The organism is Microbacterium sp. Z11_20 (assembly GCF_057197605.1).
The window spans coordinates 867,933-889,762 of sequence record NZ_JBXVOQ010000001.1 but is presented as its reverse complement, the minus strand read 5'-3'; the positions used below and the strand labels follow the sequence as shown (position 1 = coordinate 889,762).

The window sequence follows — 21,830 nt, the reverse complement described above, 5'->3', positions numbered from 1 at the left end:
GGAGTGGGTCGCTGAGCTTGTCGAAGCGTCCGACGTTGCCGCTCTAGAGGTCCGGCCGGGCCCGTCGACAGGCTCAGGGACCGGCCGGGAGCACGACGGGCCGGACGTGTCCGAGCGGCCGGCGTCAGCGACCGGAGGTGAGAGCGAGGAGCCTCTCCCGCACCTGGCGGCGCAGCACCTTGCCGATCATCGAACGCGGCAGTTCGTCCACGACGAAGATCCGCCGAGGCACCTTGTAGGCCGTGAGGATGCTGCGCGCGAACGTGCGGATGGCCTCCACGTCGATCTCGCCCTCGCCGTCGGCGACGACCGCGGCGACCACCTCTTCGCCGGAGTGGTCGCTGGGCAACCCGACGACGGCGACGTCCGCCACGTGGGGGTGCTGCCGCAGGGCCGACTCGACCTCGGTGGGGGCGACGTTGAATCCGCCCGTGATGATCAGCTCCTTGATGCGGTCGACGATGCGGACGAAACCCTCGTCGTCGATCGTGACGATGTCGCCGGTGCGGAACCACCCGTCGACGAAGACCTCCTCGCTCTCTTCGGGTTTGCCGTAGTAGCCGCTGAACACCTGCGGCCCGCGCACCAGGAGTTCGCCCCGTTCGCCCGGCGCGACGTCCACCCGCGGGTCCTCCGGGTCCACCACACGGCACTCGGTGCCCGGAATCGGGAGCCCGACGGTTCCCGGCTTGCGGTTGTCCGCGACGGGATTGGCCATGAGCACCGGCGAGCACTCGCTGAGGCCATACCCCTCGACGAGGTAGCCGCCCGACGCATCCTCGAACGGCACCACGAGCTCATGCGGGAGAGCCATGGCGCCCGAGATGGCGATCCCGGTGCCGGCGATCGGAATACCCTTCTCCCGCGATGCGGTCAGGAGGCGCTCGGCGATCGGAGGGACCAGCGGCAGGAACGTCGCCGGATGCTTCTTGGTCACGGCGAGCACGAGATCGGGATCGAAACGCGGGAACAGCACCAGTCGCGCGCCCATCGACATCGCGAACGTCAGGCACAGGGTCAGGCCGTACGCGTGGAACATGGGCAGCACCGCGTACACCACGCATCCCTCGCCGCGGCGGATCAACGGCACCCATGCCCGCACCTGGGCGGCATTGGCGAGCAGGTTGCGGTGGGTCAGTGCGGCGCCCTTGGGTGTGCCCGTGGTGCCGCTGGTGTACTGGATGATCGCGAGGTCGTCGGTCGCCGGCTGCGGGTAGCTCGCCGGGAGCGGCTCCGCGTGCAGCAGGTCTTCCCACGTCATGGTCCCGGAGACCTTGGCGTGGAGAGCAGCACGCGATTCGCGGGCCCGTGCGATGGGCAGACGCAGCGCGGCGCGCGTGCGAAACGGCATGGCACGCGTCACGTCGATGGACACGAGGGTGTCCACGCGCAGGTCGTCGGGGAACTGCTGAACAGTGCCGACCACCTTGCTCCACACGATCGCGTGCTTGGCACCGTGATCCTCGAACTGCTTGCGCAACTCACGAGGGGTGTAGAGCGGGTTGTGCTCCACGACCACGCCGCCCAGGCGCAGCACGGCGTAGAAGGCCACGATGTGCTGCGGGCAGTTGGGCAGCACGATGGCGACGGGGTCGCCCGCGCGCACGCCCCGAGCGCGCAGGCCTGCCGCGGCGCGGGCGATCTGGTCCTCGAGCTCGCGGTAGGAGCTGGTGCGCCCGAAGAACTCCAGGGCCGGGGCATCCGGGTAGTCGCGTGCGGATGCTGCCACGATGTCGCCGAGTGATCCGGAGACCGGGTCGAGGTCCGCGGGCACACCCTCCGCGTAGCTGCGAATCCAGGGCCGCGGCGGATCGTAGGTCATCGTCATCCAGCCACCCTATTTCGTCCGCGGGGAGCCCCCTCCGGGCGCGCGGGGGCGCCGAGCGTGCATCGGAGCGATCGCGGCCAGAACCTAGACTGGGAGCGTGTCTGAAATCACCCCCGATCTCGTGCGCCACCTCGGTGTGCTCGCCCGGATCCAGCTCAGCGACGAGGAGGTCGAGCGCCTCACCGGTCAGCTCGACGTGATCGTCGACAACATCGCGAAGGTGTCGGAGGTCGCCACCCCCGACGTCGTCGCGACCAGCCACCCGATCCCGCTGCAGAACGTGTTCCGCACCGACGTGCCGAGCGACGTGCTGAGCCTGGACGAGGTGCTGCAGAACGCCCCGGATGCGGCGGATAACCGCTTCCGCGTGACCGCGATCCTGGGGGAGGAGCAGTGACCGACGACCTCACGCGCCTGAGCGCGTCCGACCTCGCCGCGCGCCTGTCGGCCGGGGAGGTCTCCAGCGTGGAGGCCACACAGGCGCACCTCGACCGGATCGCCGCCGTCGACGGCGACCTGCACGCCTTCCTGCACGTCAACGCCCGAGCCCTCGACGTCGCCGCCGACATCGACCGCCGTCGCGCGGCCGGCGAGGAGCTCGGCCCGATCGCCGGCGTGCCGCTGGCCATCAAGGACGTGCTGGTCACGACCGACATGCCCTCCACGAGCGGCTCGAAGATCCTCGAGGGGTACCTCTCGCCGTACGATGCGACGGTCGTCGCGCGCTCTCGCGCGGCCGGCCTCGTGCCGCTGGGCAAGACGAACATGGACGAGTTCGCCATGGGGTCCTCCACCGAGCACTCCGCCTACGGCCCGACGCGCAACCCGTGGGACCGCGACCGGATCCCCGGCGGCTCCGGCGGCGGATCGGCGGCGGCGGTGGCCGCGTTCGAGGCGCCGCTGGCCCTCGGCTCCGACACGGGCGGCTCCATCCGCCAACCCGCGCACGTCACCGGAACGGTCGGGATGAAGCCGACCTACGGCGGCGTCAGCCGCTACGGCGCCATCGCGCTGGCCTCGAGCCTGGACCAGGTCGGGCCGGTCACGCGCACGGTGCTGGACGCGGGGCTCCTGCACGACGTCATCGCCGGACACGATCCGCACGATGCGACCTCGCTCACCGACTCGTGGCCGTCGTTCGCCGACGCCGCGCGCGACGGCGCCACCGGGCAGGTCCTGAAGGGACTGAAGGTCGGCGTCATCCGCGAACTCCCCGACAGCGGCTTCCAGGCGGGAGTGGCGTCGTCGTTCCGCGATGCGCTCGCGGCGATGGAGGCCCAGGGCGCCGAGATCATCGAGGTCAACGCGCCGCACTTCGAGTACGGCGTCGCCGCGTACTACCTGATCCTCCCGGCGGAGGCCTCCAGCAACCTGGCGAAGTTCGACTCGGTGCGGTTCGGGATGCGGGTCACCCCGCACGCCACTGCCACCGTGGAGGAGGTCATGGCCGCCACCCGCGACGCGGGCTTCGGCGACGAGGTCAAGCGCCGCATCATCCTGGGCACCTACGCGCTGTCGGCCGGATACTACGACGCGTACTACGGCAGCGCCCAGAAGGTGCGCACCCTCATCCAGGGCGACTTCGACGCCGCCTTCGCGCAGGTGGACGTCATCGCGACGCCCTCGGCCCCGACGACGGCCTTCCGCTTCGGCGAGAAGATCGATGACCCGCTGCAGATGTACCTCAACGACGTCACGACGATCCCGGCGAACCTCGCCGGCGTGCCGGGGATCTCGATCCCCTCCGGCCTGGCCGCGGAGGACGGGCTGCCCGTCGGCATCCAATTCCTCGCTCCGGCGCGGGAGGATGCCCGCCTGTACCGCGTGGGCGCCGCTCTGGAGACGCTGCTCGTGGAGGAGTGGGGCGGTCCGCTGCTGGACCGCGCACCTGCCCTTCTAACAGCTCAGGGACCGAACGGAGGGAGCCGCTGATGGCGAAAGACACGCTGATGGGCTTCGATGAGGCACTGGAGCGGTTCGAGCCCGTGCTCGGCTTCGAGGTGCACGTCGAATTGAACACGCGCACGAAGATGTTCTCCGGAGCGCCGAACCCCGCCCACTCCGACAACCACGACGCTGCTCCCAACACCCTCGTCGCACCGGTGGACATGGGGCTCCCCGGTGCGCTGCCGGTGGTCAACGAGCAGGCGGTGCGGTTCTCGATCTCGCTCGGGCTCGCGCTGGGGTGCTCGATCGCTCCCTCCAGCCGCTTCGCTCGGAAGAACTACTTCTATCCCGACCTCGGCAAGAACTACCAGATCTCGCAGTACGACGAACCCATCGCCTTCGAGGGCTCCGTCGAAGTGGAGCTGCCCGACGGCACCCTCGTGACCGTGCCGATCGAGCGCGCCCACATGGAGGAGGATGCCGGCAAGCTGACCCACGTCGGCGGCTCAACCGGTCGGATCCAGGGCGCGGAGTACTCCCTCGTGGACTACAACCGTGCCGGTGTGCCGCTCGTGGAGATCGTCACCAAGCCGATCTTCGGCGCCGAGCATCGCGCACCCGAGATCGCCAAGGCCTACGTGCAGACGATCCGCGACATCGTCCTGTCCCTCGGCATCTCCGAGGCCCGGCTGGAGAGGGGCAACCTGCGCTGCGACGCGAACGTCTCCCTGCGTCCGCGCGGCCAGGAGAAGCTCGGCACGCGCACGGAGACGAAGAACGTCAACTCGATGCGATCGGTCGAGCGCGCGGTGCGGTACGAGATCCAGCGCCAGGCGGCGATCCTCGCCGCCGGGGGCACGATCATCCAGGAGACCCGTCACTGGCACGAGGACACCGGCACCACGTCGCCCGGCCGGCCCAAGTCGGACGCCGATGACTACCGGTACTTCCCCGAGCCCGACCTGCTCCCCGTCGCTCCTTCCGAGGAGCTCATCGAAGAACTCCGCGCGGCCCTCCCCGAGCCGCCGGCCGCCCGCCGCCGCCGGTTGCAGGGCGAGTGGGGCTTCGCCGACATCGACTTCCAGGGTGTCGTCAACGCGGGCCTGCTCGCGGAGGTCGGTGCCACGGTGGCTGCCGGCGCGTCGCCCGCCGCGGCGCGCAAGTGGTGGATGAGTGAGATCAGCCGCATCGCGAACGCCCAGAACCGTGAGGCGACCGACCTCGTCTCGCCGGAGAACGTCGCCGCCCTCCAGAAGCTCGTGGACGCGGGCACGCTGACCGACAAGCTTGCCCGCCAGGTGCTCGAAGGCGTCATCGCCGGGGAGGGCACCCCGCAGGAGGTCGTGGATGCGCGCGGCCTGGCGGTCGTGTCCGACGACGGCGCGCTCCTGGCAGCCATCGACGAGGCCCTGGCAGCCCAGCCCGACGTGCTGGCGAAGATCCGCGACGGCAAGGTTCAGGCAGCCGGCGCCGTGATCGGCGCGGTCATGAAGGCCATGCGGGGCCAGGCCGACGCCGCGCGCGTGCGCGAACTCGTCCTCGAGCGCGCCGCGCAGTAGCCCGCGTCAGAAGAACGCCCGCTCAGGAGTAGCCGGAATCATCCGGCCCTGATCCGGGCGTTCTTCCTGCCCCGGTGCGTCGCCGAGTGTCGGCGGCGGCGGGGAGAATGGATGCATGGGACGCGGTGACGGCACGGGGCGGATCGTCTCCGCCGACGGCGCCGACGACACCGGCGCGGGCATTCTCCACGTCGACATGGACGCCTTCTACGCGTCGGTCGAGGTGCTCGATGACCCCTCCCTCCGCGGCAAGCCGATCATCGTCGGAGCACCGGAGGGGCGGGGCGTGGTCTCCAGCGCATCGTACGAAGCCCGTCGCTTCGGGGTGCGCTCGGCGATGCCGGTGTCGCAGGCGCTCCGGCTGTGTCCGACCGCCATTGTGGTCATGCCCCACTTCGACCGGTACACCGAGCTCTCCCGCCGCGTGATGGCGATCTTCCGCGACTTCACCCCGCTCGTGGAGCCCCTGTCGATCGACGAGGCGTTCCTCGACGTGCGCGGCGCGCGCCGACTGTGGGGGAGCCCGCGTCAGATCGCCCGGATGCTGCGTGAGCGAGTGCTCGACGAGACCGGCCTCACCTGCAGCGTGGGCGGGGCATCCACCAAGCACGTGGCGAAGATGGCCTCGACGATCAGCAAACCCGACGGCGTGCTCATCGTCGCCGCCGCCGACACCCTGAGCTTCCTCGCCGCCCGGCCGGTGCGCGCGCTGTGGGGGGTGGGACCGAAGGCTGCCGAAGCGCTCGAGGGCCGGGGTATCCGCACCGTCGCCGATGTGCTCGCCTCCCCGCGCCCGATGCTCGACCGCGCACTCGGTCCGGCGATGGGCGAGCGCGTGTGGCAGCTGGCTCAGGGCATCGACACCCGTGAGGTCCACACCGAGCACGTGGAGAAGAGCATCGGCCACGAGGAGACCTTCGCCGACGACATCTCCGACACCCGCGTGCTGCACGTGGAGCTGCGCCGGCTCGCCGATCGGGTGGGCACCCGACTGCGCCGCCAGGGGGTGGAGACGGCGACGGTGGCGATCAAGGTGCGCTTCTCCGACTTCACGACCCTGAGCCGATCCCGCACGCTCGCCGAGCCCACCGCGGTGGGGCAGCGCATCGGGGAAGCGGCCATCGAGCTGTTCGACGGCATCGCCCGGCCGCTTCCCGTGCGGCTGGTGGGCGTGCGCGGAGAGAAGCTGCGCTCCGCCGCGGGACCCCTCGGCCTGTGGGACGACGACGAGGAATGGCGTGCCGTGGAGGATGCGCTCGACGGAGCCGCCGCGCGCTTCGGGCGAGGCGCCGTGACCCGCGCGGCGCTCCTGGGCCCACGGCGCGACGGCGGCTCGTTACCGTCGCATCCGCTTCCCCCCTCAGGCGACTGACCCTGGGCAGGTGGAGCCGCGGACGGTACGGTGGAGCCATGCCCAACATCGCACTGGACCTCGGCTCGCAGGCTGCACAATTCGGCGTCACCGCCGCCTACGGAGAGCAGCAGGACGTCGACGGCGTGCGGCTCGTGCCCGTGGCTCTCACGTGGACCGGGTTCGGTGGCGGCGAGGATGAGGCCGGCAACGGCGGCGGTGGTGGCGGCGGGTACTCCGTCCCTGTGGGCGCGTACATCCGCCGCGGTGACGACCTGCGCTTCGAACCGAACGTCGTCGCGTTCCTCGCCGTCGCGATCCCCTTCGTGTGGGTCACCGGCCGCGCCCTGAGCCGTGTCATCCGAGCCCTCAAGAAGTAGGCCCGACCCGTTCGCCCAGGCCCTCACCGCCGCCGTCGACGCGGTGGTGGAGCAGGTTCGTGCCGTCGCGGCTGCCAACCCCGTGGTGCTCATCGACGGGCGCAGCGGAGCGGGCAAGACATCGTTCGCCCGGGCTCTGGTCGCCCGCTGGCCACAGCGGGGGAGGGTGCAGCTGGTCGCCCTCGACAGCCTGTACCCCGGGTGGGACGGACTTGCCGAGGGCGTCGAATACGCGCGCACCTCCGTGCTCGTCCCGCACGCCCGCGGAATGGTCGGTGTCTGGCAGCGCTGGGACTGGGACGGGTCCGAACGCGCCGAGGCCCACGCGGTGGACCCCTCGCTGCCCTTGATCGTGGAAGGTTCCGGGCTCCTGACCCCCCGCACCGCGCTCCTGGGCGACGTGCGGGTGTGGCTCGACGCCCCGGAGCACTCCCGCCGCTCCCGGGCACTGGGACGCGATGGCGACGGGTATCGGCCCTACTGGGGGCGGTGGGCTGCCCAAGAGGATGCGCACCTGGCCGCCGATGACCCGGTGGCGCAGGCGACGGTCACGGTCGCCCTGCCCTGAGGGCCTATCGCGCGGGGTGGCGCTACTGCACCGCGTGGTCGTGGACGGCCGATTCGAGCGTCGTGCCGTTCATCTCCACGTACAGGCGGTGCTCGGTGACCGACACCGTCAGGGCGTTCCGTCGTTCCAGCAGAGCCGCGGCGGCGTCGATGAAGCCGGGGTCGAAGCTGTGGAGGGTGATCGTGCCGGCATCGTGGATGCGCTTGCCGGCCCACGCAGCGGCCACCTTCGCGGGATCGCGGTGGGTGTAGACCTTCGTGCGGTCGGCGAGCTTGCTCCCGTAGTGCAGGCGCGCAGCATCCGGTGCTCCCACCTCGATCCAGGCGGTGAGGCGTCCGGTCGCGTCCCGGACCAGGACGGCCGGTTCGTCGGTGGTCGAAATCCCTTCGCTGAAGGCGATTCCGTCTTCGAACTCGAGGCAGTACGCCAGCACGCGCGTCAGGAGAAACGGGGCGGTCTCGGACGGATGGCGCGCCACCCGCAGCGCGACATCCTCGTAGATCCCGCGGTCGACGTCGGCCAGTTGTACGGCGAAGCTGTGGACTGTCGCACCGGTGGCCATAACCGTCGAGCCTACCGGCAGGAGGCTGCTCAGCCGTTGTCGACGGCGGCCACGAGCGCCTCCAGGCGCTGCCCGAGCCAGTCGTAGAGCACGCCGCGGGGGTCATCGCCCGGGTCGTCGTCCTCACTCTCGATCCCCAGCCGGGAGGCCATCACCAGCCGGACCGCCGCGAGCGTGCGCAGCCAGGCCTGCGTCTCGTCTCCGTCGAGCGTCACCGCGAGCACCCGCAGGGCCGTGCGTTCGTCCAGGTCGTCGACGGCGGGAACAGGTCCGTGCTGCGCCAGCGTGCCGAGCACCGTGCGAGCGTCGCGCGCACGGCGGTCGAGCAGGTCGCCCGTGGTGAGCCGCCGGAAGTCTCCCGACGCCTCCCGGTCGTCGGGGTAGGCGTCGGGTGTCAGCCGAGCCACGGCCGGGTCGGGGGATGCGGCGGCCTCGGGGTCGTCGACGAGTTGGAGGAACTGGCCGGTGATCGCCGCGAGGTGGGCCACCTCGATGACCGTCAGCTCGAGCACCAGCAGGCGCCCCCCGCTCATTCGGGTGCCTTCCGCACGGTGGCCCACAGGCCGTAGTCGTGCATTGCGGAGGTGTGCAGTTCCATCTGCTCCCGAGGTCCCTCGGACACCACGGCATGACCCTCGTGATGAACCGCCCGCATCAGCCGCGTCGCTTCGGCCACGGAGTACCCGAAATACTCACGGAAGACGTGGACCACGTAACTCATGAGATTGACGGGGTCGTTCCATACGACGGTCTGCCACGGACGGTCGGCCTCGGCCGCGCGGTCCAGCCGCACGTCTTCGTCGAGCAGCGTGCCGCTCATGCCCACCCCAGTTCGTGCAGTCTCTCGTCGTCGATGCCGTAGAAGTGAGCGATCTCGTGGACGAGCGTGGTGTGCACCTCGTCGCGCAGTTCCTCGAGGGTGTCGCACACGGCCAGGTGCGACTCGCGATAGAGGATGATGCGGTCGGGCAATTCCCCTGCGCTGCCGTACCGGTCGCGCTCGGTCAGCGACCAGCCGTCGTACAGGCCCAGGAGGTCGAGGGAGCCGTCCTCCGGGCGGTCCTCCACGACGAAGACGACGTTGTCGAGCCCCCCGACCATGTCGTCCGGCAGCAGATCGAGCTCGTCGACGACGAGCTGCTCGAACCGTTCGGCATCCATGGTTGCGGGATCGAACTCGGTCATCGCCCCTCGCGGGACGTATTGGGGTGAGTAACGGGGCTCGAACCCGCGACATCGGCCACCACAAGGCCGCGCTCTACCAACTGAGCTATACCCACCATGCGCTCCGCGGCTGCGGAACAACCAGAATATTCTCTCATACCGAGAAGGGGTACGCCGACACCGCTGCTGCCGCCGCGGCGCGCGCGCCGTCGCTCGTCGGTCCGGGTTCCGGAACGAAGACCGCGGAGCGGTAATACGCGAGTTCTCGGATCGACTCGTGGATGTCGGCGAGGGCGCGGTGGCCGCCGTTCTTGGCCGGTGCGTGGATGTAGGCACGCGGGAACCACCGGCGGGAGAGCTCCTTGACGCTGGAGACATCGACGTTGCGGTAGTGCAACCATCGATCCACGCGGGGCATGTACTTCGCGAGGAACATGCGGTCGGTGCCGATCGTGTTGCCGGCCAGCGGCGCCTTCCCCTCGAGGGGAACGAAGCGCTGGATGTACTCCAGCGCCTGGAACTCCGCATCCGCCAGGGAGACGCCAGAGGGGATCTCCTCCAGCAGGCCCGAGGACCGATGCATGTTCGTGACGAACTCGCTCATGTTCGCCAGCGCGGACTCGTCTGGCTTGATGACGATCTGGAACCCGGCGTCGAGCACCGTGAGTTCGAAGTCGGTCACCACGACGGCGATCTCGACGAGTTCGTCGACGGCGAGGTCGAGTCCCGTCATCTCGCAGTCGATCCACACGAGGCGGTCGTTCTCGGAAGCTCCCACCATGCCGACCATCCTAACGACGGTGGGCGAGCCGGGCCGTGCACGCGTCCCCCAGGCACGATTCGAACGTGCGACAAACGGATTAGAAGGCCGCTGCTCTATCCACTGAGCTACTGGGGGTCGGCTCCCAGGTTACCGATGCGCGGGCGCGGGTGCACTGGTGCCCCCTGCGGATGCGGCGTACGGTCAAAGCGCACCAGGAAGGAAGCGACGATGACGGAAACGACCACGCGCCGACTCTGGGTGGCCTACGGACCGGCCGGGGCGGTCGGCAAGATCCAGAAGGACGCCGCGGGCTACACGGTTCAGATGGCGGGAGCCGCGACGCCGCTGGGGACATATCCCTCGATGGACATCGCCAAGCGCGCGCTGCAGTCGCACCTCAAGCCCGGCGCCGAGCCGCCCGAGTACCGCGAGCACTGAGCCCCCCGCATTCGGCGTCGTCAGCGTCCCCCGACAGGCGGCGCGGCGACGAGCGCCACGCCCCGGCGATCCGCGGGAACGTCGAAGAGCGGCAGCGCGACGTGCACGAGAGGTCCGATGCACAGGGCGAACACGACGGTGCCGATGCCCACGGTGCCGCCGAGCCACCAGCCGAGCACCAGGACGGTGCCCTCGACGCTGAGCCGGCACAGCCAGATGGGTGCCCCGAGGCGCGCGTGCAGCCCCGTCATGAGGCCGTCGCGGGGGCCGGGCCCGAAGTGGGCGCCGAGGTACAGCCCCGACGCGACGGCCACCGACAGCACGCCCAGCCCCAGCATCGAGACTCGTGCGAGGACGCTTTCCGGTTGCCCCACGACGGCGAGGGTGGCCTGGATGCTGGTTCCCACGAGCGCGATGTTCGCGAGCGTGCCGACGCCGGGGCGCTGGCGGAGCGGGATCCACGCCAGGAGCACCGCGGCGCCGAGCAGGTTCGTCACCCAGCCCACCCCCATGCCGGTGCGCCGTGACAGCCCCTCGGCCAGCACCGTCCACGGGTCGACGCCGAGCCCGGCGGCGACGGTCAGTGCGCACCCGAACCCGTACAGCACCAGGCCGACGAGCAGTTGCAGGACGCGGCGTGGCATGCATCCATCTCAGCGGGGGATTGGTCCTTTCGCCAGAGTCCAATTCCGCTACCGTGGCCTCCATGGACTCTCGGATCTCCGCTCGCGCCCTCGCCGCGGCCCTCGGTGGGTGGCGCAGCAGTGAACCGGTCTACGAAGCCCTCGCCGACGCCGTCCGCCTCCTCTGCCTCGACAACCGGCTCGCCGCGCACACCGCCCTGCCGGCGGAGCGGGAGCTTGCCACGGCGCTGGGCGTCAGCCGCACGACGGTCGCCGCGGCCTACCGCAGCCTGCGCGACACCCGCCACATCCGGAGCCTCCGCGGTTCGGGCAGCGTGACGCTTCCCCTGGCGCGCCGCGATCCCGGAATCCGGCCGGGGGTCGACGACGCCATCGACCTGCAGCAGGCGTCCCCGCCGGCGTGGCCGGGCCTGGCCGGTGTCTTCGCCGAGGTCGCCGCCACCGCCACGACCCTCGTCGCCCGGCGCGGCTACGACATCGTCGGCCATCTCGCCCTGCGCGACGCGGTCGCCGAGCGTTATCGGGTGCGGGGCATCCCCACGCGGGTCGACGAGATCCTCATCACCGCCGGTGCGCAGAGCGCGATCCACCTGCTGGCCTCGGTGCTGCTGGGACGCGCCGACCGCGTGCTCATCGAGACACCGACCTATCCCCACGCCGCCGATGCCTTCCGCCGCGCCGGTGCGCGCCTGGTGGGGGTGCCGGTGACCACCGACGGGGGATGGGACCTCGACCGCGCGATGCAGGCGTTCGCGCGCACCCTTCCCGTCCTCGCGTATCTGATGCCGGCGTTTCAGAACCCCACCGGGCGGACGATGACGCCGGCCGAGGTCGAGACCTTCCGCGCTGCCGCCGAGCGGTCGGGCACCCTCGTGGTCATCGACGAGACCACCGCCGACCTCGCCATCGACGTCGACCGCTCCGATCCCTATGCGGGTGACGCGGGCGTGATCCGCATCGGATCCTTGGGCAAGACCGTGTGGGGTGGGCTGCGCGTGGGGTGGGTCAGGGCCCAGGCCGACACGATCCGACGTCTCGCAGCCGCACGTCCGATGCACGATCTGGGCACCCCCGATTTCGAGCAGGCGGTGGCGACGGCCGTCCTCCCGCGCATGGACGAGGTGATCGCGCAGCGGGCCGATCACCTCCGCGCCGGTCGCGATGCCCTGTCGGCGGCTCTGGCCGACCTCCTGCCGGAGTGGCGTGTGCCCCGTGTCGGCGGTGGGCTGGCGCTGTGGGTCGAGCTGGACGCGCCCCTCAGCTCGCCGCTGGTACTCGCGGCGCGCTCGCGCGGGCTCTATCTGTCGGCGGGCTCGCGCTTCGCCGTGGAGGGCGGACACGACCGCCACCTCCGCATCCCCTTCACCGGCCCCGCCGACGAACTGGTGCGGGCGGCGAGCATCCTGGCCGAGACCTGGCCCGATGTGCTGGCCGGTTCGCCGCTCAGCCGGGTCGAACACCTCGACGCCGTCGTGTAGCGCCCGCTCACCGCTGGTAACGCAGGCAGTCCAGGGCCTCGTCGGGGGTCCAGAACTCACCGAGACGGCGGAAGCTGCGCGACGCGGGGGAGAAGCGTTCGGCGGCATATCGCCACCCGCTCTCGGTCATGACGGAGTGGACGTGACCGACCACCCGGCCGGAGCGGTCGGTCACCCTCCATCGGCCGCGCGCGACGCGGCTCAGGCGCGCCCAGGAGGGCGCCTGCAGCTCGGGCGTGTCGGTCCAGATCATGCTTCCACGCTAAGCACCCCCTCCGACATCCACCGCGGTGCGGGTTGCGCGCGTAGCCTGGATGCGCGAGGTCGAGGAGGATGAATGGTCACGTTCGTGCTGGCAGGCGGGTGCTTCTGGTGCCTGGATGCGGCGTACCGCGCGCTTCGCGGCGTGACGGCGGTGGTCTCGGGCTACACCGGGGGAGTCACCGACGCCCCGACCTACGAGGAGGTGTGCTCCGGGCGCACCGGGCATGCCGAAGCGGTCGCGGTGACCTTCGACCCCGAGGAGATCTCGGCCGAGGTCATCCTGGACGCCTTCTTCACCATGCACGACCCGCGTCAGCTGAACCGTCAGGGCAACGACATCGGCACGCAGTACCGCAGCGCCATGTTCCCCGCGGATGACGAGCAGCGGGCGCTGTTCGAGGCGGCACGCGATCGGGCCACGTCGTGGTGGGACGGGGGCATCGTCACGACGATCGAGCCGCTCGGCGCGTTCTTCCCGGCCGAGGATGCCCACCAGGACTTCTTCGCCAAGAACCCCACGCAGGGGTACTGCCTCGCCGTGGCGCTCCCCAAGGTCAACAAGGTGCGTGCGCGCTTCGCGGACTATCTCGTCGACGTCTGATCCTCCTCCACAGCGACGCTCCGGGAGGCGGTGTCCCCAGGAGTGCGCTTCGCGCGGGTTCGCACGGCGGGATGCCGAGACGATGGTCGCAGCTCCGGTGTCCGACGGGCACGCGGTCACCGGAGCATCCGAAGAGAGGATGCGACATGACCGAAATCATCACCGTCACCGGCAACATCGCCACCGAGCCCGAGCAGCGGACCGTCTCGGAGGGGGTGCGCGTCACCTCGTTCCGCGTCGCGTCGCCCCATCGCCGGTACGACCGCGCGTCGGAGAAGTGGGTCGAGCAGTACACGAATTTCTTCACGGTGTCGGCTTTCCGCGGGCTGGGCGAGCATGCGTATGCGTCGCTGCACCGCGGCGACCGCGTCGTGGTCACCGGTCGGCTGCGGCTCCGCGACTGGGACAACGGCACGAGACGCGGCACCAGTGCAGAGATCGATGCGGACGCGATCGGGCACGACCTGTTGTGGGGGACCACGGCCTATCGGAAAACCGACGGCTCGGCGTCCGAAACCCCGTCGCAGGCCTCGGACCACCCCGGCGAGCGGGCCACCACGGGAGCCACGGACGAGAGCGGCTGGGCCATCCCCGCCGCGCCGCCGTCCCTCGTGGGGGCGGAGGCGGGGGCGTCCCGGCCGGGTGGGGGCGGGGACGACACTCCGTTCTGAAGCCCGCCTAGACTCGTGGCGTGGCCCGAACGCTCATGCACCGGCGTGTCTTCGCGCTCCTGTCAGCGGTGATCGCCGTCGGGGTCGTGAGCGGGTGCGCGCCCGAGCCGGCGCCCACGCCCACGGCGTCACCCGATCCGGTGGTTTCGGCGCCGGCGCCCACCCCGACGGGGCCCATGCTGGCCCCCGAGGGCACGGCCGCGGACAACCTGCCCTACTTCACGGACATCGTGCGCTCGGTGTGGTCGGGGCCCGAGCAGGTGGCCGGACGCGCGTACGTCGATGCGCTCACCGCCGCCGGCTTCGACAAGGCGGCCATGCAGGTGACCCCCGACCAGACGACGGTGGGCAATGCGGCCGAGAGCATCCAGTTCTCGGTGCGGTGGGGCGAGGAATGCCTCATCGGGCAGGTCGGGCCGGCCACCGGCGAACCGGTCACCGCGGTCATGCCGGGGTTGCAGTCCGGCGGGTGTCTCGTGGGTAACACCCGCCCGATCGACTGGTGACGCGACGGCCCCGGGCCGCCGGACCGTAGACTGGACAGGTTATGGCGGAATATATCTACTCGATGGTGCGCGCCCGTAAGGCCGTGGGCGACAAGCTGATCCTGGACGACGTCACGATGGCGTTCCTCCCCGGCGCGAAGATCGGCATGGTGGGCCCGAACGGGGCCGGCAAGTCGACGATCCTCAAGATCATGGCCGGGATGGACGTGCCGTCCAACGGGGAGGCGAAGCTCAGTCCGGGGTACTCCGTCGGAATCCTCATGCAGGAGCCCGTGCTCGACGAGTCCAAGACCGTGCTGGAGAACATCCAGGACGGCGTCGCGATCAAGCCCAAGCTCGACCGCTTCAACGAGATCTCCGGCCTCATGGCCGATCCCGACGCCGACTTCGACACGCTGCTGGCCGAGATGGGCACGCTCCAGGAGGAGATCGACGCCGCCGACGGCTGGGACCTCGACTCGCAGTTGGAGCAGGCGATGGACGCGCTGCGCACCCCTCCGGGCGATGCCGCCGTCGCCCCGCTCTCCGGTGGTGAGAAGCGTCGCGTCGCGCTGGCGAAGCTGCTGCTGCAGAAGCCGGACCTGCTGCTCCTGGACGAGCCGACCAACCACCTCGACGCCGAGAGCGTGCAGTGGCTCGAGCAGCACCTCCAGGCGTACAAGGGTGCGGTCATCGCCGTCACGCACGACCGGTACTTCCTCGACCACGTCGCCCAGTGGATCGCCGAGGTCGACCGCGGCCGCCTGATCGGGTACGAGGGCAACTACTCGACGTACCTGGAGAAGAAGGCCGAGCGCCTGGACGTCCAGGGGAAGAAGGACGCCAAGCTCGCGAAGCGCCTGAAGGACGAACTCGAATGGGTTCGCAGCAGCGCGAAGGGCCGGCAGACCAAGTCGAAAGCGCGCCTGGCGCGGTACGAGGAGATGGCCGCGGAGGCCGATCGCACGCGCAAGCTCGACTTCGAGGAGATCCAGATCCCCCCGGGGCCGCGCCTGGGCAGCGTCGTCATCGAGGCGAAGAACCTCAAGAAGGGTTTCGACGGCCGCTCGCTCATCGACGGCCTGAGCTTCAGCCTTCCGCCGAACGGGATCGTCGGCGTCATCGGTCCGAACGGTGTCGGCAAGACGACGCTGTTCAAGACGATCGTCGGCCTCGAGCCGCTCGACGGCGGCGACCTGAAGATCGGCGAGACGGTCAAGATCAGCTACGTCGACCAGACGCGATCGAACATCGACCCGAACAAGTCGCTGTGGGAGGTGGTCTCCGACGGCCTGGACATCATCACGGTCGGCAAGATCGAGATCCCCTCGCGGGCGTACGTGTCGAAGTTCGGCTTCAAGGGGCCCGACCAGCAGAAGAAGGCAGGGGTGCTCTCCGGTGGTGAGCGCAACCGGTTGAACCTCGCGCTCACCCTCAAGGAGGGCGGCAACCTGCTGCTCCTGGACGAGCCGACCAACGACCTGGACGTCGAGACGCTGTCGAGCCTGGAGAACGCGCTGCTGGAGTTCCCCGGATGCGCCGTAGTGATCACTCACGACCGGTGGTTCCTCGACCGGATCGCGACGCACATCCTGGCGTACGAGGGCACCGAGGACGCCCCCGACAAGTGGTACTGGTTCGAGGGCAACTTCGAGTCCTACGAGGCGAACAAGATCGAGCGCCTCGGACCGGATGCGGCCAACCCGCACCGCTCGACGTACCGCAAGCTCACGCGTGACTGACGGGCCGAGGCTTCACGTCCCCATCCACCTGCGGTGGGGCGACCTGGATGCGCTCGGGCACGTCAACAACACGTCGATGCTCAAGGTGCTCGAAGAAGCCCGGTTGCGCGCGTTCTGGCGGGGCGACGGCACCGATGCGCCGCTGCCCACCGCCGTGTTCGACATGGACGTCCTCGAAAACGGAGGACCGCGCGCGACGCTCATCGCCCGCCAGGAGATCGAGTACTACCGGCCCGTTCCGTACGGGCAGCGGCCGCTGGATGTGCAGCTGTGGATCGGCCGCATCGGCGGGTCGAGCGCCGACGTGTGCTTCGAGGTGTACAGCCCGCTGGGGGTGGATCCGCCGGTGCTCTATGCGCGGGCGACCGCCGTCGTCGTGATCGTGGACACCGCCACCGGTCGTCCGATCCGCTGGAGCGACGAGGAGCGCGCGGCCTGGACGCCGTTCCTGGGCGACCCGATCGACTACCGGCGCCGCGGTCAGTCCTGAGGGACCCGCACCATGATCTCCTGCGCCACGCTCGCCGCCAGCACGCCGTCGCGCGTATAGATCCGTCCGGTGGCAAGGCCCCGCCCGCCGCGCGCGCTGGGGGACTCCTGCACGTACAGGAGCCACTCATCCACTCGCGCGTCGCGGTGCCACCACATCGCGTGGTCGAGGCTCGCGACCTTCAGCCCGGGGCGGGACCACGCGACCCCGTGAGCGCGGAGGATCGGCTCCTGGATGGTGAGGTCGCTGAGGTAGCCGAGGGCGGCGCGGTGCAGGAGGCGGTCATCCGGGAGGCGCCGGCGCGCTCTCATCCACACGGCCTGCCGAGGGGCGGCATCACCGTCCACCTCGAAGTAGATCGGCGACGGGATGTGCCGCAGGTCGACCGGCCGCTGGGCGAACACGTGCTTCGTCATCGGATGCTGCGCCTCGGGCCCGAGGGCGGGATCGGGGAGGTCTTCCGGTGCCGGTACGTCCGGCATCGGCTCCTGGTGGTCCACGCCGGGATCGTCGTCCTGGAACGAGGCGATCATGGAGAAGATCGGCACCCCCGCCTGGAACGCCTGCGTGCGGCGGGTGGAGAAGGACCGGCCGTCGTGGATGCGATCGACGGAGAAGGTGATCGCGGAGTTCACGTCTCCGGGGCGGAGGAAGTAGCCGTGCATCGAGTGGATCATCCGGTCGGCCGGGAGCGTCCGTGCCGCGGCCACCACCGACTGCGAGAGCACCTGTCCGCCGTAGACCCGCCCATTGGGCATCGTGTGCGATGGTCCGGTGAAGATGTCCTCCGTGGTCCGGGCGCCGGCATCCTTCAGATCCAGCACGTGAAGCAGCGCTCCCACCGGATCGACCGCGTCCGACACTCGTCCTCCAGACTTGGGGTTTGCGCACCCGCCCTTGCTAGTTTAGGGCGGGTGTCCGCGCGCCTCGTCTTCCCCGATGCCCACGCGGCAGCCGACCTGCTGACGTTCGCGTCGCGGGCCGCTCCCCTCGGCGACGGTGCGGTGCGGCTGCGCGCGACCGGCGGGACGCTGGTGGTCACCTCCGCCCCGCTCGCGCCCCGCGGGCTGCTGGATGCCACCCCGACGGTGCTCGGGATGCGCGCGATGGCGGTCGATCCCGACCTCGTCTGCGATCTCATCGTGACCGCCGAGGCCCTCGCCCCGGCGCTGGACGACGCTGCCGCCATCGCCCTGCCCGAGACGGCGGTGTCCGCCGCCTGGGCGGGTGTCTCACCGCCCCGCAGCGGGTGGGAGCCTGCCGGCGAGCTGACGGCGTCGGTGCTGGCCGCCCGTGCGCAGTGGGGGATGGCGGCGGTCGCCGACCGTGTTCCCACCGATGCCGGGGAGGACGTCGTCCGCGCCGTCCGCGCTCAGGTGTGGGGCCCGCGCGACGAGGCTCTGTCGGACCTCCCGCTCGGCGTGGCGTTCGCGGCCTTCGCGCTGGGGTTCATCGCGGGGGAGGAGCAGGCCGTCCTCCGCACGGCCGGCCCCTGGACGCGGCTCACGCTGACCCGCGGGCATGTCCTCGTCCGCGGCCCCGTCCGCTCCGGACTGACAGCCGTGCGGCGTACCGGCCCCGCGTAACCCGCCCCAAGCCCGTCAGGCGTGAACGGCGCCGCAGGCGCGCGGCCGCGGGGCTACGCGACAGCAGCAGCGGCGGCGCGGCCGGCCGCACGGCCGGAGAAGAGGCACCCGCCGAGGAACGTGCCCTCGAGCGCCCGGTAGCCGTGCATTCCGCCGCCGCCGAAGCCGCTCGCCTCCCCGGCCGCGTACAGGCCGGGCACGGGTGAACCGCCCGCGGTGAGGACGCGCGCGGCCAGGTCCGTCTCCAAGCCGCCGAGCGACTTCCGCGTGAGGACGTGGAGCTTCACCGCGATGAGCGGCCCGGCGCCGGGGTCGAGGATGCGGTGGGGTGCCGCCGTGCGGATGATCCGGTCGCCGCGGAACGCCCGGGCCGACCTCAGCATCGCGATCTGCGCATCCTTCGTGAAGTCGTTCGCCATCTCGCGGTCGCGCGCCTCCAGCTCGGTCCGCACGCGTCCCGGGTCGAGGGTGTCACCGCCCGGGAGTTCCTGCATACCGGCGATGAGCGCATCCAGGTCGTCCCGCACGACGAAGTCCTCCCCGTGATCGAGGAATGCCTGCACCGGACCGCTCGCCCCCTTGCCGAGCCGCGAGCGCAGGAGCAGCCCGACGTCCTTCCCGGTGAGGTCGGGGTTCTGCTCGCTCCCGGAGAGGGTGAACTCCTTCTCCACGATGCGCGAGGACAGCACGAACCAGGAGTGGTCGTGTCCGGTGGCGCGCAGGTGCGCGAGCGTTCCGAGCGTGTCGAAGCCGGGGAACAGGGGCGAGGGCAGGCGCGACCCCGTGGCATCCAGCCACACCGACGACGGGCCGGGCAGGATGCGGATGCCGTGATCGGCCCACACCGGATCCCAGTTGCGGATTCCCTCCACGTAGTGCCACATGCGGTCGCCGTTGATCAGCCGTCCGCCGGCGGACGCGGCGATCGGGAGCATCGAGCCGTCGACGTAGGCGGGCACCCCGGCCACCATGGTGGCGGGCGGGGTGCCGAGCCTGGTCGGCCACTGCGCGCGCACCATGTCGTGATTGCCGCCGATTCCGCCGCTGGCGAGGATGGTCGCTCCCGCGGCGACCTGGAACGTGCCGATGACCTCACGAGAGGATGCCGCGCCACGGGGCGATCCGCTGGGGGCGAGGATGTCGCCGGCCACTCCCGTGACGATGCCGTCGGACGTGACCAGCTCGGTTACCCGATGACGGGGGAGGATCACCGCGCGGCCCTCGCGCTCTGCCTCCTCGACCGCGGCCTGGAACGGTGCCACGACCCCTGGCCCGGTGCCCCACGTGACATGGAAGCGCGGAACCGAGTTGCCCGGCCCCGTGGCGGTGTACCCGCCGCGCTCGGCCCACCCGACGATCGGGAAGAACCCGACGCCGAGCTCCTTCATCCACGCGCGCTTCTCACCGGCCGCGAACGCGAGGTAGGCCTCGGCCCACTCGCGCGGACGGGCGTCCTCGGGTCGGTCGAAACCCGCCGTTCCGAACCAGTCCTGACGGGCCAGCTCGATCGAGTCGCAGATCCCCATGCGGCGCTGCTCGGGCGAGTCGACGAAGAAGAGCCCGCCGAAGGACCACCACGCCTGCCCGCCCAGGTTCGTCCGGGGCTCCTGGTCGACGAGGGTGACGCGTTTGCCTGCCAGCAGTGCCTCACGGGCGGCGACGAGTCCGGCCAGGCCCCACCCGATGATCAGAACGTCGGTGTGGTGTGTTCGGCTGCTCAAGGCGACTCCCTCGTCGTCGTGCGGTCAGCGGCGGTCGTCCCCCGCCAGCGGAATCGCCGGTCGTCCGCCCTGCACAGCGGCGGCGTCGACCGAGTTCACCATCGCAGACGCCGCCCGGGAGAGGTAGTCCCACAGGGTGGCCTCGTGCAGCGGGGGAAGGGCCAGCTCGTCCACCGCGGTGCGCATGCAGCGGAGCCACCGGTCGCGCGCGTCCGCATCGACGGTGTACGGCATGTGCCGCATCCGCAGCCGCGGGTGCCCGCGTGCCTCGCTGTAGGTGGTCGGGCCGCCCCAGTACTGCATCAAGAACAGCGTCAACCGCTCCTGCGCCGGCGCGAGGTCTTCCTCGGGGTACATGGGTTTGAGCACATCGTCGCGGGCCACCTCGCGATAGAAGATCTCCACCAGGCGACGGAAGACCGGCTCCCCGCCGATCTCGTCGTAGAACGCGAGCGGCTCGCTCATCCGGCTGGCTCCTCGGGCTTGTCGGTCGACTTCTTCTTCGGCGACCGGTTGGCGGGCGGTGTCTTGGGACCGGGCGCGGAGGGAGAACCGACCGGAGCACCGTCTTCGGATGCCCCCGCCTCGCGCTTGCGGCGCGGTTTCCACACCGGACGCTCGGGCACGGGAACCGCGGTCGGCTTCGTCCGCGGCGGGTTCGCACCGCGCACCCGCTGCGCGCCCTCCAGCCCCGTGAGCACGATGGAGTTCAGCTGCGGAAGCTTCAGACCGAGCTCCTCCATCGCATGCTTGAGCCGCATCCGCAGTTCACGGGCGACGTCGTCCTTGGCGTTCGAGCGGGTCTTCAGGACGATGCGGATGACGAGAGCGTCGCCGCTGATCGACTCGAGGCCCCACACCTCGGGCTGCTCGATGACGCGGGTGCGCCACTTCGAGTCTTTGGTGAGCGACTGCCCGGCCTCGAGCATGGCGGCCTCCACCTGGGAGACGTCGGCATCGGCGGGGACGGTGAGGTCGATGATGACGCGCGACCACCCCTGCGACATGTTGCCGATGCGGGTGATCTCGCCGTTGCGGACGTACCAGAGCGTGCCGTTGACGTCGCGCACGTGCGTGATCCGCACGCTGACGTATTCGACCACGCCCGTGGCCAGCCCCAGGTCGACGACGTCGCCGATGCCGATCTGGTCTTCAGCGACGATGAAGATCCCGTTCAGGACATCCTTCACGATGTTCTGCGCGCCGAAGCCCAGGCCCGCGCCGATGGCGGCGGTGAGCAGCGTCAACGACGCCAGCACATCCGGGGCGATGATCCCGGCGATGAGCACGAGCGCCACGATGACGATCGCGACGTTGACGATGTTCTGCAGGATCGTTCCCAGCGTCCGCGTGCGCTGCACCAACCGGACCGCGGCGAGCGGCGAGCGGTCGAGGGCTTGGGTGTCGTCGACGTTCGCCCTGCCCTTCGCCCCGTTGACGATCCGGCTGACGACGCGGTGGATGACGAAGCGCAGTCCCCACGCGATCAGACCGCTCACGACGATCACGACGATCACGTTGAGGGCCCGGAAGCCGAGACGGACCGCCTCCTCACCGACTTCCGTCCACATGGCGGGATCGGTCATGTCCGGGAGCGAGGGCACGGCGAAGGAAACAGACATCTCAGCCATGCTAACGACGGATGCCT

The 21,830-nt window shown here is 70.5% G+C and carries 26 protein-coding genes and 2 tRNA genes; 14 read left to right on the top strand and 14 right to left on the bottom strand.

The genetic code is table 11. The annotated features are described in order from the left end of the window. Nucleotides 1-124 precede the first annotated feature (124 nt). Entirely contained in the window at nucleotides 125-1,822 is a 1,698-nt protein-coding gene (locus AC2DFQ_RS04305) for a long-chain-fatty-acid--CoA ligase (RefSeq protein WP_484533131.1), read from the bottom strand. A 103-nt stretch (nucleotides 1,823-1,925) separates the two neighbouring features. Between AC2DFQ_RS04305 and gatC the strand changes: the two genes are divergently transcribed. The 6 genes from gatC to AC2DFQ_RS04275 all read left to right on the top strand — a co-directional run bounded on the left by gatC (nucleotide 1,926) and on the right by AC2DFQ_RS04275 (nucleotide 7,573). Then, on the top strand, nucleotides 1,926-2,225 hold the full coding sequence (gene gatC / locus AC2DFQ_RS04300) for an Asp-tRNA(Asn)/Glu-tRNA(Gln) amidotransferase subunit GatC (RefSeq protein WP_484509068.1): 300 nt from the start codon (nucleotides 1,926-1,928) through the stop codon (nucleotides 2,223-2,225). Continuing rightward, nucleotides 2,222-3,760, top strand: a complete 1,539-nt coding sequence (gatA, locus tag AC2DFQ_RS04295; protein WP_484533039.1) for an Asp-tRNA(Asn)/Glu-tRNA(Gln) amidotransferase subunit GatA — start codon at nucleotides 2,222-2,224, stop codon at nucleotides 3,758-3,760. The genes gatC and gatA overlap by 4 nt, the downstream gene beginning before the upstream one ends. Continuing rightward, nucleotides 3,760-5,274: an Asp-tRNA(Asn)/Glu-tRNA(Gln) amidotransferase subunit GatB gene (gatB, locus tag AC2DFQ_RS04290; protein ID WP_484533038.1), complete on the top strand. Its 1,515-nt coding sequence runs from the start codon at nucleotides 3,760-3,762 to the stop codon at nucleotides 5,272-5,274. Before gatA ends, gatB begins: the two co-directional genes overlap by 1 nt. Nucleotides 5,275-5,389: 115 nt before the next feature. After that, nucleotides 5,390-6,646: a DNA polymerase IV gene (gene dinB / locus AC2DFQ_RS04285; protein ID WP_484533037.1), complete on the top strand. Its 1,257-nt coding sequence runs from the start codon at nucleotides 5,390-5,392 to the stop codon at nucleotides 6,644-6,646. Nucleotides 6,647-6,684: 38 nt separating this feature from the next. Then, on the top strand, nucleotides 6,685-7,005 hold the full coding sequence (locus tag AC2DFQ_RS04280; RefSeq protein ID WP_484509072.1) for a hypothetical protein: 321 nt from the start codon (nucleotides 6,685-6,687) through the stop codon (nucleotides 7,003-7,005). After that, complete coding sequence (locus AC2DFQ_RS04275) at nucleotides 6,980-7,573, top strand: sigma 54-interacting transcriptional regulator (protein ID WP_484533036.1); 594 nt, start codon at nucleotides 6,980-6,982, stop codon at nucleotides 7,571-7,573. The genes AC2DFQ_RS04280 and AC2DFQ_RS04275 overlap by 26 nt, the downstream gene beginning before the upstream one ends. A 22-nt stretch (nucleotides 7,574-7,595) precedes the next feature. On the opposite strand, the gene AC2DFQ_RS04270 is transcribed toward AC2DFQ_RS04275, so the two are convergent. The 7 genes from AC2DFQ_RS04270 to AC2DFQ_RS04240 all read right to left on the bottom strand — a co-directional run bounded on the left by AC2DFQ_RS04270 (nucleotide 7,596) and on the right by AC2DFQ_RS04240 (nucleotide 10,197). Continuing rightward, nucleotides 7,596-8,135, bottom strand: coding sequence for a YaeQ family protein (locus AC2DFQ_RS04270; protein WP_484533035.1), 540 nt, complete (start codon nucleotides 8,133-8,135; stop codon nucleotides 7,596-7,598). A gap of 29 nt (nucleotides 8,136-8,164) precedes the next feature. Then, a complete protein-coding gene (locus AC2DFQ_RS04265) occupies nucleotides 8,165-8,668 on the bottom strand; it encodes a DUF2017 family protein (RefSeq protein ID WP_484533034.1) in 504 nt (167 codons plus the stop codon). Beyond that, on the bottom strand, nucleotides 8,665-8,955 hold the full coding sequence (gene clpS / locus AC2DFQ_RS04260; RefSeq protein ID WP_484509076.1) for an ATP-dependent Clp protease adapter ClpS: 291 nt from the start codon (nucleotides 8,953-8,955) through the stop codon (nucleotides 8,665-8,667). The genes AC2DFQ_RS04265 and clpS overlap by 4 nt, the downstream gene beginning before the upstream one ends. After that, nucleotides 8,952-9,320 (bottom strand): metallopeptidase family protein, encoded by a 369-nt coding sequence (locus tag AC2DFQ_RS04255; RefSeq protein ID WP_484509077.1) that lies wholly within the window; start codon nucleotides 9,318-9,320, stop codon nucleotides 8,952-8,954. The genes clpS and AC2DFQ_RS04255 overlap by 4 nt, the downstream gene beginning before the upstream one ends. Before the next feature lie 19 nt (nucleotides 9,321-9,339). Continuing rightward, nucleotides 9,340-9,415 (bottom strand) — tRNA-His (locus AC2DFQ_RS04250). A 38-nt stretch (nucleotides 9,416-9,453) separates the two neighbouring features. Next, on the bottom strand, nucleotides 9,454-10,080 hold the full coding sequence (gene orn, locus AC2DFQ_RS04245) for an oligoribonuclease (protein WP_484509078.1): 627 nt from the start codon (nucleotides 10,078-10,080) through the stop codon (nucleotides 9,454-9,456). Nucleotides 10,081-10,124: 44 nt separating this feature from the next. Then, nucleotides 10,125-10,197: transfer RNA gene (locus tag AC2DFQ_RS04240), tRNA-Arg, on the bottom strand. Nucleotides 10,198-10,290: 93 nt separating this feature from the next. Between AC2DFQ_RS04240 and AC2DFQ_RS04235 the strand changes: the two genes are divergently transcribed. After that, nucleotides 10,291-10,500 carry a methyltransferase gene (locus AC2DFQ_RS04235; protein ID WP_484509079.1) on the top strand — a complete coding sequence of 70 codons (210 nt, stop codon included), beginning with the start codon at nucleotides 10,291-10,293 and terminating at the stop codon, nucleotides 10,498-10,500. 20 nt (nucleotides 10,501-10,520) lie between these two features. Here AC2DFQ_RS04235 and yczE read toward each other — a convergent pair whose 3' ends face one another. Further along, nucleotides 10,521-11,144: a membrane protein YczE gene (yczE, locus tag AC2DFQ_RS04230; RefSeq protein ID WP_484533033.1), complete on the bottom strand. Its 624-nt coding sequence runs from the start codon at nucleotides 11,142-11,144 to the stop codon at nucleotides 10,521-10,523. 62 nt (nucleotides 11,145-11,206) lie between these two features. Between yczE and yczR the strand changes: the two genes are divergently transcribed. Beyond that, nucleotides 11,207-12,622, top strand: coding sequence for a MocR-like transcription factor YczR (yczR, locus tag AC2DFQ_RS04225; RefSeq protein ID WP_484533032.1), 1,416 nt, complete (start codon nucleotides 11,207-11,209; stop codon nucleotides 12,620-12,622). A 7-nt stretch (nucleotides 12,623-12,629) separates the two neighbouring features. Here yczR and AC2DFQ_RS04220 read toward each other — a convergent pair whose 3' ends face one another. Then, nucleotides 12,630-12,875, bottom strand: a complete 246-nt coding sequence (locus AC2DFQ_RS04220) for a hypothetical protein (RefSeq protein WP_484509082.1) — start codon at nucleotides 12,873-12,875, stop codon at nucleotides 12,630-12,632. 84 nt (nucleotides 12,876-12,959) lie between these two features. Between AC2DFQ_RS04220 and msrA the strand changes: the two genes are divergently transcribed. The 5 genes from msrA (at nucleotide 12,960) to AC2DFQ_RS04195 (ending at nucleotide 16,875) form a co-directional block, all read left to right on the top strand. After that, nucleotides 12,960-13,487 (top strand): peptide-methionine (S)-S-oxide reductase MsrA, encoded by a 528-nt coding sequence (gene msrA, locus AC2DFQ_RS04215; protein WP_484509083.1) that lies wholly within the window; start codon nucleotides 12,960-12,962, stop codon nucleotides 13,485-13,487. A 146-nt stretch (nucleotides 13,488-13,633) separates the two neighbouring features. Beyond that, nucleotides 13,634-14,158 (top strand): single-stranded DNA-binding protein, encoded by a 525-nt coding sequence (gene ssb / locus AC2DFQ_RS04210; protein WP_484509084.1) that lies wholly within the window; start codon nucleotides 13,634-13,636, stop codon nucleotides 14,156-14,158. 20 nt (nucleotides 14,159-14,178) lie between these two features. Then, nucleotides 14,179-14,664, top strand: coding sequence for a DUF6993 domain-containing protein (locus tag AC2DFQ_RS04205; RefSeq protein ID WP_484533031.1), 486 nt, complete (start codon nucleotides 14,179-14,181; stop codon nucleotides 14,662-14,664). A gap of 41 nt (nucleotides 14,665-14,705) precedes the next feature. Next, nucleotides 14,706-16,385: an energy-dependent translational throttle protein EttA gene (gene ettA, locus AC2DFQ_RS04200; protein WP_484509086.1), complete on the top strand. Its 1,680-nt coding sequence runs from the start codon at nucleotides 14,706-14,708 to the stop codon at nucleotides 16,383-16,385. After that, on the top strand, nucleotides 16,336-16,875 hold the full coding sequence (locus AC2DFQ_RS04195; protein WP_484533030.1) for an acyl-CoA thioesterase: 540 nt from the start codon (nucleotides 16,336-16,338) through the stop codon (nucleotides 16,873-16,875). Before ettA ends, AC2DFQ_RS04195 begins: the two co-directional genes overlap by 50 nt. Here the strand turns inward: AC2DFQ_RS04195 and AC2DFQ_RS04190 are convergent. Further along, the gene (locus AC2DFQ_RS04190) at nucleotides 16,866-17,738 is read right to left on the bottom strand and encodes an acyl-CoA thioesterase (protein ID WP_484533029.1); all 873 of its coding nucleotides are present in this window, start codon (nucleotides 17,736-17,738) and stop codon (nucleotides 16,866-16,868) included. The two genes, AC2DFQ_RS04195 and AC2DFQ_RS04190, sit on opposite strands and share 10 nt — an antisense overlap. 51 nt (nucleotides 17,739-17,789) lie before the next feature. Between AC2DFQ_RS04190 and AC2DFQ_RS04185 the strand changes: the two genes are divergently transcribed. Further along, a complete protein-coding gene (locus tag AC2DFQ_RS04185; protein ID WP_484509089.1) occupies nucleotides 17,790-18,461 on the top strand; it encodes a DUF8185 domain-containing protein in 672 nt (223 codons plus the stop codon). A 53-nt stretch (nucleotides 18,462-18,514) separates the two neighbouring features. Here the strand turns inward: AC2DFQ_RS04185 and AC2DFQ_RS04180 are convergent, their stop codons facing one another. From AC2DFQ_RS04180 to AC2DFQ_RS04170, 3 genes are read right to left on the bottom strand one after another with little or no spacing between them, the layout of a single operon-like run. Beyond that, nucleotides 18,515-20,182, bottom strand: coding sequence for an FAD-binding dehydrogenase (locus AC2DFQ_RS04180; protein ID WP_484533028.1), 1,668 nt, complete (start codon nucleotides 20,180-20,182; stop codon nucleotides 18,515-18,517). A 24-nt stretch (nucleotides 20,183-20,206) separates the two neighbouring features. Beyond that, nucleotides 20,207-20,647 carry a globin gene (locus tag AC2DFQ_RS04175; RefSeq protein WP_484509091.1) on the bottom strand — a complete coding sequence of 147 codons (441 nt, stop codon included), beginning with the start codon at nucleotides 20,645-20,647 and terminating at the stop codon, nucleotides 20,207-20,209. Then, entirely contained in the window at nucleotides 20,644-21,804 is a 1,161-nt protein-coding gene (locus tag AC2DFQ_RS04170) for a mechanosensitive ion channel family protein (RefSeq protein ID WP_484509092.1), read from the bottom strand. The genes AC2DFQ_RS04175 and AC2DFQ_RS04170 overlap by 4 nt, the downstream gene beginning before the upstream one ends. Between the last annotated feature and the right edge of the window lie 26 nt (nucleotides 21,805-21,830).

Excerpts from the sequence above, each read along its gene's own strand:
- AC2DFQ_RS04305 (WP_484533131.1), bottom strand. The coding sequence starts at position 1,822 with ATGACCTACGATCCGCCGCGGCCCTGGATTCGCAGCTACGCGGAGGGT.
- gatB (WP_484533038.1), top strand. The coding sequence starts at position 3,760 with ATGGCGAAAGACACGCTGATGGGCTTCGATGAGGCACTGGAGCGGTTC.
- dinB (WP_484533037.1), top strand. The coding sequence starts at position 5,390 with ATGGGACGCGGTGACGGCACGGGGCGGATCGTCTCCGCCGACGGCGCC.
- AC2DFQ_RS04280 (WP_484509072.1), top strand. The coding sequence starts at position 6,685 with ATGCCCAACATCGCACTGGACCTCGGCTCGCAGGCTGCACAATTCGGC.
- AC2DFQ_RS04270 (WP_484533035.1), bottom strand. The coding sequence starts at position 8,135 with ATGGCCACCGGTGCGACAGTCCACAGCTTCGCCGTACAACTGGCCGAC.
- AC2DFQ_RS04265 (WP_484533034.1), bottom strand. The coding sequence starts at position 8,668 with ATGAGCGGGGGGCGCCTGCTGGTGCTCGAGCTGACGGTCATCGAGGTG.
- clpS (WP_484509076.1), bottom strand. The coding sequence starts at position 8,955 with ATGAGCGGCACGCTGCTCGACGAAGACGTGCGGCTGGACCGCGCGGCC.
- AC2DFQ_RS04255 (WP_484509077.1), bottom strand. The coding sequence starts at position 9,320 with ATGACCGAGTTCGATCCCGCAACCATGGATGCCGAACGGTTCGAGCAG.
- orn (WP_484509078.1), bottom strand. The coding sequence starts at position 10,080 with ATGGTGGGAGCTTCCGAGAACGACCGCCTCGTGTGGATCGACTGCGAG.
- AC2DFQ_RS04235 (WP_484509079.1), top strand. The coding sequence starts at position 10,291 with ATGACGGAAACGACCACGCGCCGACTCTGGGTGGCCTACGGACCGGCC.
- yczE (WP_484533033.1), bottom strand. The coding sequence starts at position 11,144 with ATGCCACGCCGCGTCCTGCAACTGCTCGTCGGCCTGGTGCTGTACGGG.
- yczR (WP_484533032.1), top strand. The coding sequence starts at position 11,207 with ATGGACTCTCGGATCTCCGCTCGCGCCCTCGCCGCGGCCCTCGGTGGG.
- AC2DFQ_RS04220 (WP_484509082.1), bottom strand. The coding sequence starts at position 12,875 with ATGATCTGGACCGACACGCCCGAGCTGCAGGCGCCCTCCTGGGCGCGC.
- msrA (WP_484509083.1), top strand. The coding sequence starts at position 12,960 with ATGGTCACGTTCGTGCTGGCAGGCGGGTGCTTCTGGTGCCTGGATGCG.
- ssb (WP_484509084.1), top strand. The coding sequence starts at position 13,634 with ATGACCGAAATCATCACCGTCACCGGCAACATCGCCACCGAGCCCGAG.
- ettA (WP_484509086.1), top strand. The coding sequence starts at position 14,706 with ATGGCGGAATATATCTACTCGATGGTGCGCGCCCGTAAGGCCGTGGGC.
- AC2DFQ_RS04195 (WP_484533030.1), top strand. The coding sequence starts at position 16,336 with ATGCGGCCAACCCGCACCGCTCGACGTACCGCAAGCTCACGCGTGACT.
- AC2DFQ_RS04175 (WP_484509091.1), bottom strand. The coding sequence starts at position 20,647 with ATGAGCGAGCCGCTCGCGTTCTACGACGAGATCGGCGGGGAGCCGGTC.
- AC2DFQ_RS04170 (WP_484509092.1), bottom strand. The coding sequence starts at position 21,804 with ATGTCTGTTTCCTTCGCCGTGCCCTCGCTCCCGGACATGACCGATCCC.